Below are 20,402 nucleotides of genomic sequence, written 5' to 3'. Positions count from 1 at the left end.
AAGAAAAACTCCCTCACCGGCACCCACTTTTTGATTGTTTATTTCTTTTTAAAGCTGTCTTTCAGTGATACAGAACGGTTGAACACCAAATGCTCTGGCGTGCTGTCGCGGTTATCCAGGCAGAAATAGCCCTGACGCATAAACTGGAAGGACTGCCCCACCTTTGCTTCCTTCAGGGAAGGTTCCACCTTGCAGCCGTTCAGGACTCGCAGCGAATCGGGGTTCAGCTCTTGCAAATAATCGCCCGCTTCCGGGTCAGGCACGGTAAATAGGCTGTCATAAAGGCGCACCTCGGCATCTACGGCAGTTTTGGCATCCACCCAATGAATGGTGCCTTTGATTTTCCGGCCATCCGGCGTATTGCCGCCCCGCGTCTGCGGGTCGTATTCCGCATAGATTTCCTCTACGGTGCCGTCCGGCGCTTTCTTACATCCGGTGCAGCGGACCACGTAAGCCGTTTTCAGACGGACCTCGTTACCGGGGAACAGGCGGAAGTATCCCTTTACAGGTTCTTCCATAAAGTCTTCCCGCTCAATCCAAACTTCGCGGGAGAAAGAAACCGTCCGGGTTCCATCCTCCGGACGTTCCGGATTATTTTCCACTTCAAACAGTTCGGTTTTATCTTCCGGATAATTGGTAATAACCAGTTTAACCGGGTTCAACACCGCCATGGTGCGCTGTGCCTTTATATTCAGGTCTTCCCGCAGGCAGTGCTCCAGAAAACCGTATTCCACCGTGCTGTTAACTTTGGAAACACCGATGCGGTCGCAGAAATTCCGAATGGAAGCCGGGGTGTAGCCACGGCGGCGCAGGCCGCATAGGGTTGGCATACGGGGATCATCCCAGCCGGTCACATAATGGTTCTCCACCAGGGTACGGAGCTTGCGCTTGCTCATTACGGTATTATTGATGCCAAGGCGCGCAAACTCAATCTGTCTCGGCTTAGACGGAAGGTCGATATTATTGATAACCCAGTCGTACAGCGGACGATGGTCCTCAAACTCCAGCGAGCAAAGCGAATGGGTGATATGTTCCAAAGCATCTTCAATCGGATGCGCAAAGTCGTACATCGGATAAATGCACCAGGTTTCGCCAGTGCGGTGATGCGCCATATGGTTAATGCGGTAAATCACAGGATCGCGCAGATTAAAGTTGCCGGAGGCCAAATCAATTTTTGCTCGGAGCGTCATTTTCCCGTCTTCAAACTCTCCGTTCTTCATCCGTTCAAACAAATCCAGACTTTCCTCAATGGGACGGTCACGGAACGGGCTGACAGCGGGATGCGACAAATCGCCGCGGTTTTCCTTCATCTGTTCCGGCGTCATCTCGCACACATACGCAAGGCCCTTCCGAATCAGCTGACATGCAAATTCATACATTTGTGGAAAATAGTCGGACGCATAGTGGAACCGGTCGTCCCAGGTAAAGCCGAGCCAGCGGATATCCTCCTGAATCGCATCAACATATTCGGTATCCTCTTTGGTCGGGTTCGTGTCATCCATACGGAGGTTGCAGATTCCACCGAATTTTTCCGCTGTGCCAAAATCAATGCAAATCGCCTTTGCATGGCCGATGTGCAGGTAGCCATTCGGTTCCGGTGGAAAGCGGGTATGCACCGTTTTGCCCTCAAAACGCCCTCCGGGAGCAATATCCTCTTTAATCAAAGTATGAATGAAATTTCCGGAACCTTCCGAAATTTCTTCTTTTATCACTTCATCACTCATATTTTCCGCTCCTTATGCCTTTAATTTCTCAAGCCCAAACGAAAGCCGCCGCAGGGATTCTTCTCTTCCAAGAATCGCAAGAATTTCAATCGCACCGCCCGGCGTTACCAGCATACCGGCAGCCGCAATGCGTACCGGCCACAGCAGGGTTCCGTTTTTCACTTCCAGCTTTTGTGCCAGACCCATTAAAGTTTCGTGCAGGGAATCCACCGTCCACTCCTGCAGTTCGCTCAGTGCGGAAATCGCGGCGTTCAGCATATCTGCGGAATTTTCCAGATTCGTTTTGCTCTTTTTATTGACAAAGAAGTCTGCCGGATAGTCTGGCAGCTCTTTCAAAAATGCAATCATTTCGGGAATCTGCGTGAACTTTGTAACACGCGGCTGTAAAATGGAAGCCAGCACCGGCCAGTTTAACTGTGCAGCGCCGAAAACCTGCTGAAAATACGGCATGGCCGCCGCGATAAAATCTTCCTGCGACATGGCGCGGATATATTCCCCGTTGAACCATGTCAGCTTATCGTAGTCAAAAACCGCCGGCGATTTGCTGATTCCGTCAATGGAAAAATGCTCAGCCAACTCCGAAAGCGTAAACAGTTCCCGGTTTTCTTTCGGGCACCATCCCAGAAGTGCTATGTAGTTCACAATAGTCTGCGGCAGATAGCCCTCCCGAATCAGATCGGCAAAGCCGGTGGAACCGTGGCGCTTTGACAGCTTGGAAACCGTTCCGTCGTCGTTTTTGCCCATAATCAGGGGAAGATGAACATAGGTTGGGATTTCCCAGCCGAACGCCTGATACAGCAGATTATACTTCGGTGTAGAGGACAGATATTCGCATCCCCGCACCACATGCGTAATATGCATCAGGTGGTCATCAATTACATTGGCAAAGTTATAGGTCGGATACCCGTCCGATTTAATTAGAATCTGGTCCTCCAGCTCTTTGTTTTCAATCGTAATGGAACCATAAACGGCATCCTCAAAGGTTGTGGAGCCTTCAATGGGCATTTTCTGGCGAATGACATACGGAGTCTTTGCGGCAAGCAAACGCTCTACCTCTTCTTTCGGCAAATTTCGGCAGTGCCGGTCATAACCGCCGAATTCCCCTTCCCCATTGCCGGAGTGCAGGGATTCCAGACGTTCTTTGGTACAGAAGCAATAATATGCCTTTCCTTCCCGAACCAGCTGTTCGGCATAAGGCAGATAAATATCCTTCCGCTGGCTCTGAACATACGGGCCGTATTCACCGCCGATGTCCGGGCCTTCATCATGCTGCAGTCCAACCTGCCGCAATGTGTTGTATATGATATCAACCGCGCCTTCCACCAACCGTTCCTGGTCGGTATCCTCAATTCGGAGGACAAACTTCCCCCCCATTGATTTTGCGATTAAGTATTCATACAGTGCCGTGCGTAAATTACCTACATGCATGAATCCTGTCGGACTAGGCGCAAACCTTGTCCTTACCATTTTCTCCTGCATTTTTGTAACCCCCAAAAAAGTTCAGGCGGAATGCCTGTCGCGTCAAATAGCGCCGGCTTCCGCATAAAAATACTGATTTAATTATTATAGCAAATTGAAATGGATTATTCAATCGCCCGCTTTTTCTTTTTTCCCCAAATAATCTACATATTCTTCCAGACACATATGCAGCCGATTCATTTCTTTCGCGTGCTGCACGCCCACATAACGATAATGCCAGGGTTCATATTTTATTTTGGTAATAGACTGCTTGTCCGCTGGGTAGCGAAGCACAAACCCGTACTCTGCAGAATGTGCCTGAAGCCAGTTGGAAGCAGGCGTTCCCCCGAAGTCTTCCCGCACCCCGTTCAAATCAAGGGCCAGCCCCGTGTTGTGCTCACTGTACCCCGCTTTGGCGACGGAAGACTCTGCTTTTGTAATTGCATCGGCATAAGTAACGCCGTTTTGATAGTAGGAATTAATCTCCTGTTCAAAAAGGGCCTGCTGCTTTTCCGGCGAGCGGTAACCGGAGGAAATCCAAAGTGTTATGTTATCCTTTGCAGCCGCATCCCTCATTTTTTTATAAGGCTCAATAATGCGCGAATCCATTTCAACCCCGAGCTCATTTACAATAACATGTTGAAAGTTGTCCGGCATTTTATGACTGTAATTTACCAACACCAATCTCCAATCGTGTAATTGTTGTTCCTGTGCAGCGACCGTCTTTACGGCAGAACTGTCCGCACTGTTGGAAGCAAGAGACGACGAAGCAGTACGAAATATGTTGCTCATAATCCCCTTATGGGGAAAATACAAAAATGCCGTTACCGCAGCAGAAACGCTCACCCCTGCGATGACAGCCGCCAAAATTTTTAATGCTTTGTCTCGATTTTTCTGATCCAAATTAGCACCGCCTAATAGTTGATGCTATTATTATGATACTTTCGAAACAAATCATTCTTTCATCCGGTCCTTTTTGGCATTTGATTCTTTGAAAACGTATTATATAAAAATTTAAAACGAAAAGATGGTGAACCATGGAACCATCAAAAAATTGCAACGGTGTTTCGCTTTCCGTAGTGGGAACCGCCATCGTCATTGCCATTGCCGAAAAAGTAACCACAGACGAAGCAAATTTACTGGGCGCCCTTTTCAATGTGATTGGGGATCAACTGACTTTAATCGCGACGGCGAATACCAGCGGCGGAGATGGAAATCAAAACAATCATTGCTAGTAATTCCGGAAAACCTTTCTCCGACTGCTCCTTTAAATGCCGTTCCGATCTATCGGTTTCTTTTCTAAAATTCTCTGCATCAGCTCATACCGCTACAATATATTAAACTTTTTGAAAAATCATCGGTAGGAGCGGATCTCCATCAATAATTTACTGCATAAAAAAGCTCCTTTACTTTCCTAGAAGAATAAAAATTCAAATCCAGCAAAAGTAAAGGAGCCTATTAAAATTACGTTTTAAAGATAACAATAATAAAGAAAATATAATATTCTATCTTTCCTCACTCTGAAGTCATTCCTGGTTTCTTACTTTGTCCAGTATTCAAGCATTTTTCAGTGTTAACTTGCCGTCTTCATATGGAGTCTTAGACGGTCGCTGATCATTGCGATAAATTCGCTGTTGGTCGGTTTGCCGCGTGTATTGTGAATGGTGTAACCAAAATAGGAATTCAGAATATCGACGTCGGAAAACCGCATGAATACTGGATTATTATGATTTTAAAAATTGCTCTAAACCAATGAAGATTATAATTCTACCCTTACACTTTATTGGTATGAACCCCACTTCTTCATTGGTCTGATTATATCATATTGAACCTATAAAGGCAAGTTCTAACCCAATAAAGGCTATGAAAGTACGAGTGATATTTTAGTTCTAAATATTAATTATTTATCTGTGTATCGTCTGTTGTCGGCTGAACGGTATTTCGTTCCCCTTGTTCATCTGCAATCCTCTGTAATTCAAGGGCAGTATCAGTAGTATAAGGCGATTTATCAATCACTGTCTGTTTACTGATAGCACCCATATCATATTGGGTTTTCAATTCATTCATCATGCTTTGTGTATCCACTGGACGATTGACACTGAAAGTAATATCCAAACTATCATACATATCATCAGAGAATGTTACACCCTGAATTTTAAGCAATTTACGGATATATTCAAACCTTTTGTACATACCCTCTTTAAGCACCTGAATCATTTGTTTTGCCTTGTTATCTGTCTGGCTAAAAAGTAACTTCAAACTGATTTCAGACACATTTGCAATATTACCTTGTCCGATCACACTGGCTGGTACACTGGCAACGGCATATAACTGTTGTGTAAGGCTATCCAATAGCAATTTAATATTCTGATAATCCATTTGAGCAGTTACATACTTAAAATCACCGCCATCTTCAAGATTCAATGTGGCACCGCAAATATCTTTAGGAATACTGTCTGTGATTCTCTGTCCCATAGATACCCCTAAAGGATTCATAGACAAGGTATTAATTGCATCATCTAATTTGCTTAACAAAGTTTCAATCTGATTCATAATTGGCATAAGGTCATTTAAAGGACTATCACCAAAGAAATTGTATTCGGACTTGTCCAAACTAGAATAGCAAATAGGTAAGCCGCTCAAATTTGCATATTCATCAACAAGGGTATTGTCCTGATACACCTGAACCATTGCCGGAGTATATACGATATAGTTTTTATGTCCATTCTCCATATCTTCCCAATACTCAATAAACGCCACATAATTTTCATGTTCATCATATACAGGGTATGAATCTTCATTTGCTATGACCTTGCTTTTTATCACCCCATTATCGGAATATACATATTCAAAGGCATTGCCATAGGTATATAAATCCTCTGCAATTTCATAATCGGTCTTTGTGTACATACCTTTCTTGTAAATGCTATTGTATTTCTTTACAATTTCCTGCTCTCCTGTAATGCTTATGGGATTACCCACAACATAGGAAGTATGGAAATTTATAATAGATTTCAATGTATTCAGAACGATTTTAGCGGTTGTATATGTTTCTTCCTTAAACTTAAAATCTTTACGCTGCAATACCTTATGTAAGCGTAATAGATACTGTTTTATATCAACAACATTGGAAATACGTTTCATATGCTCTGTTTTATTTATTTCATCTTGAAACCAAAATTCACTTTTTATATCCATTATATCACCCTCTCTTTATATATAATTGACACCTGATTTTAGCGCAACGATAGCCATTGCGAAACTCATTACTAGATCGTCATGAAAACCTATTGTGGCTTCCATTTTTCCATCTTTGAACTGGAACATTTTCATTTCTGATAATAAATCCTTACTGTTAATGACGATCTGATTTGTTTCAAATAGTTCTACAAAGTCATTAATCATAAGGGGTTTAGTTTTTGGATTTGTTACGAAACCTACTTTTTTCATAGGGATACCCCTTGCATCATAATCCTTGTATTTGTACATGTTGGAATATCTATAGTCATTTTTGAGTTTATCCACAACGGTATGTCCGGCACTTGCTTTTTCAACACAAAGTAATGCCTTATTGTAATAGATCCCTATATCATTTACTATTTCCGCATACTGGAACGGTTTTATTTTATTACTCTTAAACTCTGCGACTTGTATTCCATCCTGTGATAATACATGAAAAGCAGAATAATCTTGTCCCATACCCTCACCAGTATCGACACCAATATAATACTTTTCCCCTTTTTTGGGGAGAACCCATAATGTCAATTCATGCCCTAACCACGGAACTAAGCTAACTGGCAATCCAATAGGCTTGTTTTTTATCGACTTGACTTCATCAATATACTGCAATCTATCATGAATCAATTTAGGGGAGAAGATATTGCTGCCTGTACTGATAAATGCTTCAAGGGGGTTAGCAGGAAATTCTTGTGCAAATGATTCTTCACTACTATTAGCGACTTTCAATCTTCTCCATACTAATTGTTCTAAAGTAGCACCTTGTGACCTTAACGCTTTTTCAGTATCGGTTAATTCTTCATCTTTTGGTAATGAACCATGAATAGCAATATATTTATCACAAAATTCTTTGTATTCATCAGCAAACATTACCTTGTCATTTATCCAACTGAAGAAAAGCGGCTTGTACATATTTTCTTTGCGTTCTGCCTTATTCCATAATTCTGAAAAATAATTTAAACCATTAGCAGTTGATTCAAGAATGATTTTCCCATTCGGTGTTAATGCTTGTTCAATAGCAAGTAATTGTTTGTCTATGTTATCCTTGCAAAACGCTACTTCACTAACATGACAAAACCTAAGTGTTAAACCTCTGGCACAATCCTTGCTCCCACAAGTGGCACAAATAATTCTTGAACCATTTACAAATTTCAATTCCTTTTTGTTATTGGCTATCAATTCAACTCTTAATGCATTTGGTAAATCATTATATAACTGCTTTAACTTTTCAAAAATAGCAGTAGCGGAATCAATAGAATAGGACACCAATAAGCAAGTAATATTACTGTTTGTCATAGCAAGATATATGGAATAAGCGCATGAAAGCGTTGTAATTCCTAACTGACGGCTTTTAAGTACAATATTATATTTATCCATGCCCTGTAAAAGTTCTTTCTGCTGTGGATTCAATTTGAACGGTACTAATTTACCGTTTTTATCAACCACATTCATGAACTTTTCCATATATAGAACCGGATTATTTACTATCTTTTTTAGCTTATCTTGTACTGTCATGTTACCCCCCTTTCTACGTTAATAAATAAGGGGATATAAGGCACTTTTATTTCAGTAAGCAAATTACACTACCTACCTATAAAAGCCGCCCTATAACCCCTAGAAACGCTTATACACTATTCTAATTCATCATCTTTAATGCCGTTCAATATTCCTAACAATTCACTGTCCTTTTCCTCTGCGAAGAACTTATCTGAAAAATCAGTAAATGCCTTGAAAGCATTTGTATCATCTTTTGCCTTATCATAATATGTATTGTACAATTCAATTAATTTGGCTTGATGTTCTCTTTTCAGCAGCCATTTAACCGCCGTCTGTACATTCTCTTCCATCAGCCAATTATTACAACTAACTTCTGTCATACCTGCTGTAAAAGATTTATAAGTATTTTTTAAATCATCAAATGTTTTAATATCTGAATTGGGTAAAAGTTGTGGAGCATATTTCCACATGATAAAATATACTTTGGGATAAGTCTTTACAAGTGAAAATAATTTTTGTTGAATGCTTTGCTCCTGTGATACACTTTTGCCTTGTGCATATCCGTCTAAATGATCTGACTTTTTTCTTCCTCCTGCCATTACTTACCACCTAACTTTTCAATAATCATATCTAACTTTTCATTCAGTAGATTAATTTTTCTATTGTTTTCACAAACTTTATCCCATAGCATATTATCTTTAATTTCTTGCATAGTGGAAATTACATCCTCTAATGTCTTAATTTCTTTTTCTGTATTTTTCATAGTAAATACTTCCTTTCTAAATTTGATTATCATTTTGTACAATATAAAAGGGCATCACATTTCTGTGACACCCTTTAACGCAGTTTCAATTCTTCACTCGTCAACACAATTTTTGCATATGACATATGTTTGATAACTTACATCATCACTAATGCTATATTTCAATTTATTGTCCTTACTGGCTTTAACTCTAACCAACCCATAGGATACAAGTATTTCTTGTAGGCTTTTCTTAATCTGAATTTCTGTAGTTTGATACTTGTATTTGTCACCTAACAAATAAACCACATCTTTTTCTGTTGCATATCCTTTTTGCTCTATACAATAAAAAAGGCACTCCACTATTTGTGAAGTGCGCTTATCAGATTCTTTCGTTGTACCTTTTGCATTTTCATACTTGTATTGTGGGAAACATTTATTTGCTAAATCCACACCGAAGGTTCTTAATATGTATTCTCTGCTTAACCCTTTAAGTGAGTAGTTATTTGCTTTCAATGTCTTTGCAATTTCTTCACTATTAGCAAGTGAATTCACGCCATATTCCTCAAATGAATAAAAATTAGTTAGCTTTTTATGTCCATACTTTGCGGCAATATGCTTTGCTTTCGTTAATTCTTTTTCTGGAATAGATTCTACTGGAAGTTTTTCAATCATATTAAGTAAAGCAAATAATGTCAATGACTGTGCCATTCTTGTTTTATCTTTTATTTCACATATTTCCATGAGTGTTTGATAATTACTGTAGAATAGCGGTTTATTATCAACTCTTAAATCATCACTAACATACTGTGTGAAGTGCATTAGCATCTTTTGAATATGTAATTTTCTTGTCCTAATAAGTGTTGACAATACTGGAAATTCTGTTTTGAATTCTTCTGTATCAAGATAATTTGCGCTATCAATCATTATCTGCTGTTGTTGCTTTACCCAATCGGATTGAACCAATTGCAGATTATAAACACTCTTTATAAATTCGATTGCTTCACTTCTCTTACAACCTGCTAACTTTTCTGTAATACCAATTATCGTATATGCCTTATTACACCCAAAACATTTATATACCTGTGTTCCGCTATCTGTTTCATATATATGTGCGCTTGGTTCATGGTCATCATGTTCAGGCAAAATGCATTTGACATAGCCATAAATACCTAGATATTCTGATAAGTCAATTGAGTTAATGAAATCATATAGTTCCTTTTGGCTTTTAAACACTTTCTGATTGTCATGCAACTGGAATGTAATACTGATAGAATAAGGTATATTATCTTTTTTATCAGTATTGCTTTCCAGTATCGCCCTCATCGCACCTACATTCAATGACTTAATAGCTTCAACTTTTAAAGCCATATTATCATCATTTTGTTTTAATATTGACTTATTAGAATTATAGTCTAGTTTTTTTTTACAAGTTTTTGAATTACTAACCTTAGTCGGTTTCTGCAAAGATTCTTCATAATATCTATCAATTATTTGGTAGCCGTTAATTCGTCTATCAAAATCATTACAGATAAGAGTTCTACCACCAAAGAAAATGCGTGTGCAATCCTTAGTAACATTATCTGATTTATCAAAAATAGAAATAAGAGTATTTTGCAATTTGTTTCTAGTTTCAACATCAGTAATAACCTTATCTGTACAAAATACTAATCTGAAATGATGTTCCTGCTCTGTATGGCTAAAGCTCGTATAGCCAAAGCAAGGGTATATATTTAATTGAGAGCATTTTTCAAGTTGTTCCTGTATTGTTGTATCATGGTCAAAATCCAAAGCGAATAATTTTTGGCTTATCCAATCGGCTGAATGAGTACCATTGAGTAAAGCAGGTTTGAATGTTGCTCCATGAGATAATCCATCTGCTAATTGCTCAATCGTGATTTCAGTTTGAGATAAATTCTTTTGTACCTCTGCTACTTCATAACCTTTTGGCTTATTCTGAAATTGTTTACTGTAATACATACATTTGATATTCATTTATTTTCTCCTTTACAATATAAAAGGGATACGGCATTACACCGTACCCCTAATTCTTTATTTTTTATTCTTGATCTGGTCTTTTGTATTCTGCTAATGATTCTCTGATTTCAGGTGTAGCATCAAATACCCAAAAGTTACATCTACTTCCCTCATTGAAGCATTTGAATAAGTATCTAAATCCGTTGTCTTTCAGATATAACATCTTCCGGCAACTATATACGATAATAAACCGATCACTAATTGATTTCTGAATTTCTTCCTGTGTCATTTTTATCCTGCCTTTCTGCATATTGAATAGGAATCCTTATAACAAGCCGCTGCTGTTATGATTTCATCAGGATTCATTTTATAGAGTAATCTCAATTCAGAATCACTCATATTTTCTCTTGTTACTGGTTGCACTAATTCAAATTCATAATCTGGAATATTAATATTTCTTTCACAATACAAGTGATTATTTTTCATTGTGATAGTTGTTTTTAAATGATGTTCCTTTATGAAGTCGGTAAAATATTGTTCGTCATGTGATTCTAATATTGGCAAAAGATATTTGTCCATATCGAGCATTTCCATCCAATAGATATTGACATCCTTATATCTGCCGCCTTTATTGTAATAACCAATATACCAACCATCAATGCAAAGTAATATTGTTAATGCTTTTTCACTGTATTTTGATAAATCTCTATTGTATAAGGAACATAACAAAGGTAATGTACCACCGTTATATTTCCTGTAATAAACATCTGTAATGATATTTGGATTGATAGATTCAGGATTATTAATAAATGTAAAGTGGTTATCAAATGTCTTGCGTCTGGTAACACTCAAATCTACAAATATAGGTTCTTTACCCTTTGTATGTTCTGCATTAAGATATAAACCATCTTTGAGAGAGTAAAAGCCGCCTATTTCTAATCCGAATTTATTTCTTAATAGACAACATGAATAATAACTGTCATAGTCATTTGATAAGACTAGATAATTCTTTTCAGGTGTTAAGTCCTCATACCATGTTGGAAATTTATTTAATAATTGTTGCTTCATTTTCTTGTTTTCACAAGAGTTTTACAGTTGGTTCAAGCGATATTTAGTCTATCTCCCATAGGATTTAATGCTTATCATCACATCTCCTTCCTACCTGTAATGCCATAAAACACATCATTGTTTAATTCCTCCTTTGATTTTCATTTATTTGTTGTTAATTTGATTCCTTTGTGTTTTTCAAGTTTTCCATTTGCCTTTGCTACTGTTGCAAGGTTCATAGCATCAATAATTTGCTGATAGTTATTTTCTGTAAAATACTTTTTGCCTTGCTCAATCTGTCCGATCAGTTGCGGTGATACATCACAAAACTGTGCTACATCACGCAAGGACAAACCTTTGTATTCTCTGATTTCTTTGAATTCTTTTCCTGTTATCACGTTTGATTTCACCTCTTCCATAGAAATATAAAGGTAACAAATTTGTTACCTTTTCTATACCTATTGATTTACAGTAGATATAGAAAAAGCCAGAGTAACTATTGCTACTCTGACCTTTATAAGTCTTATTCAGTTTTGATTAATTGATTATGCTACTGTCTTTCTGCAAACTACAATGCCAGAATCGTCAAGTAACTTTGTGCTGTAAAGGCTAGATGCAACAACATCAGTTGCAAGTAAAAGTGCCTGACGGCTTTCTTCAAGAGTAATATTCTTTTGGAATACATAGCCGAGAGCATCTTTCTTGATAATGTAAGTTTTGGCTTCTAATTTAGTAGTATCCCATGTACCGTTGGAAGTTACAATTACAGGAATACCGAAATAATGACCGATAATACCATTCTGAACAATTGCGTTACCTGCGGTCTGATAGGTTTTTGCGGTATTTACAAATTCGTCCATACCTACAAAACTAGAGCGGAGTTTAGGATTGATAACAATAGCGGCAAAGGAATCAGTATCCACATTGTCACCAAAATTATCAATACCACTCTGTAATTCAGCGGAAGTGATTTTATCGGCTGCTGCGGTTGCACTCTTAAATACTGCTGTATCTGCGGCGGCTGCAAGGTCTGTATCAATTTGTTTTGCCATAGCGGTACTTACCTGCTCAACAATCTTATCGAGTACAGTACCTTTAATCTGTGACAATTCTGAATCGTACACACGGAAAGCAGAACCAATGTACTTGATAACTGCTGTGCTATCTGTCATATCAATAGTAGCAGGAGTGAGGGGAGTACCCTTAACAACTGTTTCTACTGTTGCGGTTCTTTTCAGTTTGGGGAAGTGCATTATGTCACCTGCGGACTTAATATCGGATACAAGGCTAGAAGCATCAAACGCTACAGAACCAAAGCGGAGGGTAGTACCGAGTTTCTCATTAATTGCATTTGCGAAAATTTCAGGAACAAATATAGCCATAATAAATTACCTCTTTCTTTCATTAAAATTTTGATTTCTGTGTCACCGTTTCAGTGACTCTGCTTTTGCTCAAATTTGAGCGATTACATACCCATCAACTTTTTAGCAAGTTCAGGGTTGGAATTATAAAATTCCGTTCTTTGTGAGATGTTCATACTTGCCCATTTTTCTTTTGAAATAGATTCACTATTCATGTGTCCAGTTGGTTTATATCCTGCTTTCTCAATTCTTGTATTAACAAGATTTTCAATTACAGTATTAAAACTATCAACGTCCACATCATCTTTTAAAAAATCGGCAATTGAACCATCAATATTTTTTGTGTTCAATTTTTCAAGTAAAGCAATTTTCTTTTCCTTTGCTTCAAGTGCTTTCAAGCGATTTTCAAAATCAATCTCTGCATCAGATTTTTGTTTTGGAGTAAGTTCAGCAATCTTGTCCTTCAATGCTTTAATATCTGCTGAATACTTTGTCCTTAACTTATCCTCTGCTGATTGAATTGCCTTTGCATAATCACTCTTGCTAATGGTAATAGTGTCCTGATCCTGTTGTTCTACATTTGTATTTTCTTCCATAAATTAAACCTCTTTCCTGTTACTTGTCACAATCCCCAAACTGGTTACTGTGACTTGTCCCATTTGTTTATAATTTTGTATATAGAAAGAACCTCGCTCAAAAAAGAGCAAGGTTCAATCAATCATGTTATTTATTCTCTACCCTAAGTTAGAAAAAATGAGAAGTGCCATTTTTCAGCATGGTTACTGAACTTTTTAAATATTTTTATTAAAAAACAAAAGTGGAATTATTTATTTATTTAACTTTTTCCATACTGTATATATAGAGGGTATAAAAAAACCGCCTAGCCTTAGAGCCAAGCGGTTTTCAAGATTTTTAAACTTTAAAAACAACTGGTAAAGTTTTTAATTATTTTTATGTTTATTATAATATTTTAGTGATTTTTCTCTGCTCTTTTCTGCTCTATATTTTTTATAACATTCATCACATCTAATCTTTGTCATATTACGAGCATCTACTTGAAATTCTTTTCCGCAATCTTTACATAACAATGTTTTAGTTTCTATTGGTTGATAATCTTTATGTTTATTACATAACCTCGAATCTTTACGTCTTTGTTTAAAAGGTTGTTTACAATAATCACACAAGACTATCTTATCAACATGATTATAATAATCTAAATACAATCCATAATATTCTTTTTGATGTTTTAACTTATTATAATTTTTTCCATACTGTATATATAACTGTACATAAAAAATCCGCACAGCCCTAGAACCATGCGGATTTAGAGAGTTTTTTATTCAATTTGACTGGTCTGAATTATGTAAATAGTTATTATGATTTATTCTTGAACGTTCTATTTCCTTACATTCGTCACATCTTAATCTGTTATTAGCTTTGGAATTAGCAAAAAACATTTTGCCACAATCTTGACAACGCTTATATCTACGTTTATCTCGACTACCTTTGTTTGATAATCCATAATACTCTTTTTGATGTTTTAACTTATTATAATTTTTTCCATACTGTATATATAACTGTACATAAAAAATCCGCACAGCCCGCATGGTTACTGGACTTTTTAAGTATTTTTATTCAATTTGTGCTGGTAAAGTTTTGTGTTTATTATAATATCTTAATGATTTTTCTCTACTCTTTTCCTGCCTCCAAATATCATAACATTCTTTACAACGTGTAGTTTGATTGTCTTTAGAACTTACCCAAAACGTACACAAATAGTATAGATTTACCGCATAGACTTTAGATTTGCTAACCGTAACATTCTTGATTGACTTTTAATTAAAAATGTCTAGTGCTTTCTCTATCCATAAGTTAGAAAAAAATAAAAAATCCAGAAAACCGCATGATTACTGGACTTTTTTAATATTTTTATTAAAATAAAACTGGTAAGATTACTTGTGATTATAATAATATTTTGAAGATTTTTCCTTGTTTTGTTTATCTCTCAATATTTTTTGACATTCATCACAACGCTTTTTATTTTTTACAATACCTCTAACTTCAAAAGGTTTATGACAATCACAACATATTAACTCTTTCTTTTCAATCGGTTGATATTCTTTATGCTTTTCATGTTGACATTTTATCTCTATTCCATAAGTTAGAAAAAAATAAAAAGTCCAGAAAACCGCATGGTTACTGGACTTTTTAATAAATTTTATTTAATTTGTGCGTGTCTTAATCTTATTTACTTTCAACCTTTTGCTCCAGCACATCAAGCCGCTGATTCATATTATCTAGGTTAGTTGACATTTTATCCATATTAGAATTAATACTGACAAGAACTTCATTTTGTTTGTCAATCTGTTCTAGTAATTTATTTTCTCTGTTGACATTATCTTCTCTTTGCTGATTTATGTATTTGACCATGAACCAACCTAAACCCAAACAACACACAATAGGGAATCCTACAGTTGTGATTAAGTTGGTTATTGCTTGCATATCCATTTTTTCACTCTCCTGTTCTATTAGTTATATATTAATCATTCCTTTTCTGCAATATCAATTATGTTGTGGTATAGTATTAAATGAGATATTATAATTTAATTACTATCCATAAGTTAGAAAAAATTAAAAAGCCCAGAAACCCGCATGGTTACTGGACTTTTTAAGTATTTTTATTTAATTTGTGCTATACACGTTTTTTTCTTCTGTATTCTTTTTGTTTCATTGCATTATATTCGTTCCAATGTTTATGTTGACATTCTTTACAACGTGTAGTTTGATTGTCTTTAGAACTTAATTATGGAAAACCTGTCTTTAACCGATAATTTTTGTAGATTGGGTTAGGTGCTTTCCATTGTAGGCAACAAATTAAAATCATATAATATAGTAATATATGGCTTAACCATGCGGTTTATTAGCGTTTTTAATAATAATTACTAAAATAATAAAAGTCCAGTAATCCGCATGGACACTGGACTTTATAAATATAATCATTTTAATATAACATAGGGACATTTATTTATGTCTCAGCCTGTCGAAAAAGTTCAGCGAAAGCTGGGCTTTTTGGTTGTAAAATGGTAAAATAGAAGCAGGTGATGAAAGATGTTGGAACGAGAAAAACTGCGCAGAGATGCAGTTGAATTTGTGAATACAGATCTATTGGTGCCACAGGATCATCTGCTGCGAAAGATTGACGGAGCAGTAGATTTTAACCATATTTATGACTTTGTAGAAGCATTGTATTGTGAGTGCAACGGCCGTCCCAGTGTGGACCCGGTTGTCCTGTTTAAGATTGTTCTGATCCAGCATCTGTACGGAATTCCCTCTTTACGCCGGACAATGCAGGAAATCAATATGAATATCGCTTACCGGTGGTTTCTAGGATATACACTGAACGAGGAACTGCCGCATTTCTCCACTGTGAGTTACAATTTTAAGCACCGGTTCACAGAGGAAACTGTGGAACAGGTATTTTCGTGGATTTTGCAGGAGGCAAACTGCGCCGGATATTTGGAGCCGGAAGCAGTATTTGTAGATGGAACACATATCAAAGCAAACGCCAACATCAATAAGAAGATCAAAAAGGCAGTCCCTCAGGCTGCAAAGCGATATGCCTCAGAATTAATGGAAGAGGTTAACGCTGATCGGGAAGATCATGGGAAGAAGCCATTCGACAGTACTCCGAAACCGCCGAAGGAAAAAGAAATCACGGAGTCCAAAACAGACCCGGAAAGCGGGCTGTTTCAAAAGGGCGAACACAAGAAGTGCTTTGCCTACGAAGCGCATACTGCCTGCGACAAACATAATTTTATCCTTGGCGTTGAGGTGACTCCGGGAAACGTACACGACAGCGTGGCGTTTGATGCGGTCTATGACAAAGTGACGGAACGGTTTCCTGAAATTGAAACAGTGGTGGCGGACGCCGCATACAAAACGCCGCATATCTGCAAACGGGTGTTTGACGACGGGCGAGTACTTTCCACAGCATACAAGCGGCCAATGACCAAAGCGGGAAATCTGGAATGGTGGAAGTATGTATACGACGAATATTATGACTGTGTGATCTGCCCTGAATATCAGGTTCTGCATTATGCAACAACCAACCGTGAGGGATACCGGGAATACAAAAGCCGGAGTTACATCTGCGAAAAATGTCCATTCCGTTCTCGCTGCACCGAAAGTAAAAGCTGTACGAAAACCGTAACGCGGCATGTGTGGCAGGATTATGTGGAGCTTGCGGAAGATATCAGGCACACACCGAAATACAAAGAGCTTTACAAAAAACGAAAAGAAACCATTGAGCGTGTCTTCGCCGATGCAAAAGTGAAATATGGGATGCGGTACACGCTCTACCGGGGCTTAACTCAAGTGACGAATTGGGTTAAGCTTAAGTTTGCTGCCATGAATCTCAAAAAGCTGGCAATGTGGAAATGGAGGGATGGCCATCCCTCCGGGTTTTTATTGATTTTACTTTGCTTATTTTCCTATCCTGCATATTATCAAGAGAACCCATCCTTCGTTTAACCGCGTTGGATGGGTTCTTCGACAATCTGGGACATTTATTTATGTCTTTGCTTTTGTTTTTTGATTCTTTCGTATTCTCTGATTTTTATTAATTGACATTTATCACACCTTTTTTTATTTTTTACATTCCCATTTACTTTGAAAGGTTTATGACAATCGCAACAAACTAAAGTTTTAGATTTTACTTTTTGATATCCTTTACAATCGTTACAATATTCTTGCCATTCATTTTCTTTTTCAAATACAGTAAAAACCATTACATAAGACTTGTAATTTTAATCGGAACTGTTTTTACCTCACAAGTGCCTGTGCTATTCGTTAAAGACAATGTGAATTGTAAGCCTATAAGCGTTGTATCATTATCCACATTCAAATATGCTCTCAATGGATAAGCAGTTTGATATGTTAGATGTATTTCTGCCTGTTGTGCCGTTGTCAATCCACTTACATTTATTGACCATACAGGAGTTATATTTGTAACTTCTGTTCCAGTAGAATCATAGAAATGACACATAAACGGCTTTAAACTACCGCCAACTTTAACTGTAGCTATATTAGTAGTATCATTATATTCTGTCCATGTAGCCGTTGTATTTGTAATCTTACAAGTGTATTGTGTAGTTGGTACTGGAACTGTAACAGTAATTGCTTTTGTAGCGGTTTTATTGTGTTCTACCCATGTTGCGGTAAATATAACACTTCCTGCTTTAAGGAATGTAATTTTGCCAGTGCTGTCAATTGTAGCAATAGAAGTATCGGAAGAAATCCATGTAATAGTTGCCGTTGTATCTGCCGTACCATTTATTGTAGCCGTTGCGGTCAATGTCGGTGTATCAGAAGTTGTATAAGAATCATTACCTGCAATAGTAAGTCCATATACTGGCGGTTCTGTTATTGTGATTGATTTTGTAGAACTTACACTATGTTCTTGCCATGCAGCGGATATATCAACACTACCATTTGCTAGGAATGTGACATTGCCGCTTGAATCTACTGTTGCTTTGCTTGTGTCTGAAGAACTCCAAATAATATTGGCATTGGTAACTACTGTATCACCTGCTTTTGCAGTAGCCGTAAATTGTGCAGTTGTTCCTCTGTCATAGGAATCATTAGCAGTAATGGTTACTGTATAGGTTGTACTGGTTGTTTCTCTTTCAACGTAAATATAAATTACATTGTCCTTGTAAATCAGATTGTCAATCTTCCAATAACCGCCCAAAGCATAAAAGCAATCATTAATTTTTAATGCTCTTGTAATTGAATTATCTTCAGCCAATATTTCAATATTACCGCCAACAACTGATATTGCGCTGCTTTCTACTATCAAAGCATCATTCACATCATAGGCATAGACAGGAACATTAAATTCCATGCCCCCACTGATATAATTCATTACTGCATTTGTTTGCCGCAAGTCCGATTTTAAGTATGTATCATTTTCAGCGGATTCTTGATTGATGGAAAGATATGTTTTATCTTTGTATTTCAAGAGTTGTCCGGCATAAATAGTAGAATCGGCATTATAAAATATTGTTATTGTATTCTGTAATTTATTCGTATCACTATTGCGCCTGAATATAACATTGTATGGGGTATTATCTGAATAGGCGGTAATTACTTTACCCTCACGCTTTAGGGCATCAGAAAAGGCAGAATTAACTGTATCATACATTCTATCACCTCTCAATCATGATACATAAAGTTGAATTGTGAATCAGTTGTACCTGCTGCATCAGGTATTGAAAGTATTTTGCTTTGAAGTGTATCAAGTCGCTTTTGCAGATATGTATAGGCTTGTCCTGTTGTTGTGAATTCAGTTTCTACTGATCTGAATAAATCAAGATTATTTGCAAGGGAATCCAATACATCATATACGGTTTGATATAAATTCTTTTGCATGGTTGCCTTGTCATAAGTTACAGTTCCATCAAGGGAATTTTCAGTAAGATAGATGGATAGCGTATCATCAGGGTAATAATCCTTGTTGTTCAATTCCATCTTTAAGCGGTTAAGTGTTGTTATTGCCATTGTATCAGTCCTTTCTATGTAATGTATATAGGGGTGTACGAAATGGAACACCCTGCTTCAAATTTGAGGGAGGGTTAAATTTGACACACCTTGCAAAAGGTGTTAATAGGTTTTGGAATCCACCAATGGTGGTATGCTGATTGTTACCTTTTTGAATTCCATAAATTCTTTCAAGTTCACAAATAATTCTACCCATTTTTAAAGAACTACTTGAAATATCTCCACGTTGTCTTAAAACATAATGTAGTTATATAGTTTTTGAAGTAATTAGACAATTTTATCTTTAGGCAGTATAATTTCATACCCTTACTATATAAACGATTCTAGGGTTGTATTTCTTTATTTAGTATTATAGATTTTGGTATATGAGGGGTTAGGGGTGTAATTTCATGGGGAAAGAGTTTAAGGTAGATTTTATTATTTATTTACATAAATTTGACATAAGAATACCCCTACCTTAATTGATAGGGGTGAAATTTTGTTTGGCAGAAAAAAAATAGGTTAGCTATGGCGGCATTTTCGGAAAAGGGGGTTCTCCACTACATTTTTTTCATGTGATTCTATACATAATTTATGTATATTAAATGTATAATCCTCATTCTGATATTGTAATAAAACTTTTATTTGGTTCTAACTTCCACTGGTTAAAATGCCTAATTTCCTATGGAATTGGCTTGTTTTATCGGTCTATCTCCGGCTTGAATCACTATATATGGTATATGTCATTATTGTTTGTAAATATTAACAAGTAATGTACTATCTATAGCGTCTATTATTAGTTATTATCCACATAACTAATTA

Annotated in this window: 17 protein-coding genes and 1 pseudogene; 2 read left to right on the top strand and 16 right to left on the bottom strand. The window is 36.9% G+C overall.

The features are described from left to right. Window positions 1-38: 38 nt before the first annotated feature. From ACSVDI_RS07815 to ACSVDI_RS07805, 3 genes are all read right to left on the bottom strand, one after another. Window positions 39-1,724 (bottom strand): glutamine--tRNA ligase/YqeY domain fusion protein, encoded by a 1,686-nt coding sequence (locus tag ACSVDI_RS07815; protein ID WP_457941943.1) that lies wholly within the window; start codon window positions 1,722-1,724, stop codon window positions 39-41. A gap of 12 nt (window positions 1,725-1,736) precedes the next feature. Beyond that, window positions 1,737-3,203, bottom strand: coding sequence for a glutamate--tRNA ligase (gltX, locus tag ACSVDI_RS07810; protein WP_457941942.1), 1,467 nt, complete (start codon window positions 3,201-3,203; stop codon window positions 1,737-1,739). 108 nt (window positions 3,204-3,311) lie between these two features. Next, window positions 3,312-4,085, bottom strand: a complete 774-nt coding sequence (locus tag ACSVDI_RS07805; RefSeq protein ID WP_457941940.1) for a M15 family metallopeptidase — start codon at window positions 4,083-4,085, stop codon at window positions 3,312-3,314. A 134-nt stretch (window positions 4,086-4,219) separates the two neighbouring features. On the opposite strand from ACSVDI_RS07805, the gene ACSVDI_RS07800 reads away from it, so the two are divergent. Continuing rightward, on the top strand, window positions 4,220-4,417 hold the full coding sequence (locus ACSVDI_RS07800) for a hypothetical protein (RefSeq protein WP_457941939.1): 198 nt from the start codon (window positions 4,220-4,222) through the stop codon (window positions 4,415-4,417). A 338-nt stretch (window positions 4,418-4,755) separates the two neighbouring features. Here ACSVDI_RS07800 and ACSVDI_RS07795 read toward each other — a convergent pair. From ACSVDI_RS07795 to ACSVDI_RS07745, 11 genes and pseudogenes are all read right to left on the bottom strand, one after another. After that, window positions 4,756-4,881: pseudogene (locus tag ACSVDI_RS07795) on the bottom strand (sporulation initiation factor Spo0A C-terminal domain-containing protein); the annotation flags it as partial. A 197-nt stretch (window positions 4,882-5,078) separates the two neighbouring features. Next, window positions 5,079-6,380: a phage portal protein gene (locus ACSVDI_RS07790; RefSeq protein ID WP_457941938.1), complete on the bottom strand. Its 1,302-nt coding sequence runs from the start codon at window positions 6,378-6,380 to the stop codon at window positions 5,079-5,081. A 15-nt stretch (window positions 6,381-6,395) separates the two neighbouring features. Beyond that, window positions 6,396-7,934, bottom strand: a complete 1,539-nt coding sequence (locus ACSVDI_RS07785) for a phage terminase large subunit family protein (RefSeq protein WP_457941936.1) — start codon at window positions 7,932-7,934, stop codon at window positions 6,396-6,398. A 116-nt stretch (window positions 7,935-8,050) separates the two neighbouring features. Further along, window positions 8,051-8,515, bottom strand: a complete 465-nt coding sequence (locus tag ACSVDI_RS07780) for a hypothetical protein (RefSeq protein ID WP_457941934.1) — start codon at window positions 8,513-8,515, stop codon at window positions 8,051-8,053. Next, window positions 8,515-8,679, bottom strand: coding sequence for a hypothetical protein (locus ACSVDI_RS07775; RefSeq protein WP_268058208.1), 165 nt, complete (start codon window positions 8,677-8,679; stop codon window positions 8,515-8,517). Before ACSVDI_RS07775 ends, ACSVDI_RS07780 begins: the two co-directional genes overlap by 1 nt. A 93-nt stretch (window positions 8,680-8,772) precedes the next feature. Next, window positions 8,773-10,653 (bottom strand): hypothetical protein, encoded by a 1,881-nt coding sequence (locus ACSVDI_RS07770; protein WP_457941933.1) that lies wholly within the window; start codon window positions 10,651-10,653, stop codon window positions 8,773-8,775. Window positions 10,654-10,926: 273 nt separating this feature from the next. After that, entirely contained in the window at window positions 10,927-11,703 is a 777-nt protein-coding gene (locus ACSVDI_RS07765; protein WP_457941932.1) for a hypothetical protein, read from the bottom strand. 140 nt (window positions 11,704-11,843) lie between these two features. Further along, window positions 11,844-12,080 (bottom strand): helix-turn-helix domain-containing protein, encoded by a 237-nt coding sequence (locus tag ACSVDI_RS07760; protein WP_457941930.1) that lies wholly within the window; start codon window positions 12,078-12,080, stop codon window positions 11,844-11,846. Between the two features lie 147 nt (window positions 12,081-12,227). Further along, complete coding sequence (locus ACSVDI_RS07755) at window positions 12,228-13,064, bottom strand: phage major capsid protein (protein WP_457941928.1); 837 nt, start codon at window positions 13,062-13,064, stop codon at window positions 12,228-12,230. A gap of 83 nt (window positions 13,065-13,147) precedes the next feature. Beyond that, entirely contained in the window at window positions 13,148-13,639 is a 492-nt protein-coding gene (locus tag ACSVDI_RS07750; RefSeq protein ID WP_457941927.1) for a hypothetical protein, read from the bottom strand. 1,648 nt (window positions 13,640-15,287) lie between these two features. Next, a complete protein-coding gene (locus ACSVDI_RS07745) occupies window positions 15,288-15,551 on the bottom strand; it encodes a hypothetical protein (protein WP_457941926.1) in 264 nt (87 codons plus the stop codon). Window positions 15,552-16,151: 600 nt separating this feature from the next. Here ACSVDI_RS07745 and ACSVDI_RS07740 point away from each other — a divergent pair. Beyond that, on the top strand, window positions 16,152-17,573 hold the full coding sequence (locus ACSVDI_RS07740; protein ID WP_457941925.1) for an IS1182 family transposase: 1,422 nt from the start codon (window positions 16,152-16,154) through the stop codon (window positions 17,571-17,573). 256 nt (window positions 17,574-17,829) lie between these two features. Here ACSVDI_RS07740 and ACSVDI_RS07735 read toward each other — a convergent pair whose 3' ends face one another. Continuing rightward, on the bottom strand, window positions 17,830-19,245 hold the full coding sequence (locus tag ACSVDI_RS07735; protein ID WP_457941924.1) for an Ig-like domain-containing protein: 1,416 nt from the start codon (window positions 19,243-19,245) through the stop codon (window positions 17,830-17,832). A gap of 11 nt (window positions 19,246-19,256) precedes the next feature. After that, window positions 19,257-19,601, bottom strand: coding sequence for a hypothetical protein (locus ACSVDI_RS07730; protein WP_457941923.1), 345 nt, complete (start codon window positions 19,599-19,601; stop codon window positions 19,257-19,259). Window positions 19,602-20,402 lie beyond the last annotated feature (801 nt).

The sequence above is a fragment of the Caproiciproducens sp. LBM24188 genome (genome assembly GCF_054130445.1).
Note: the sequence above shows the minus strand (reverse complement) of the source record. Positions and strands in the feature narration are given on the sequence as shown.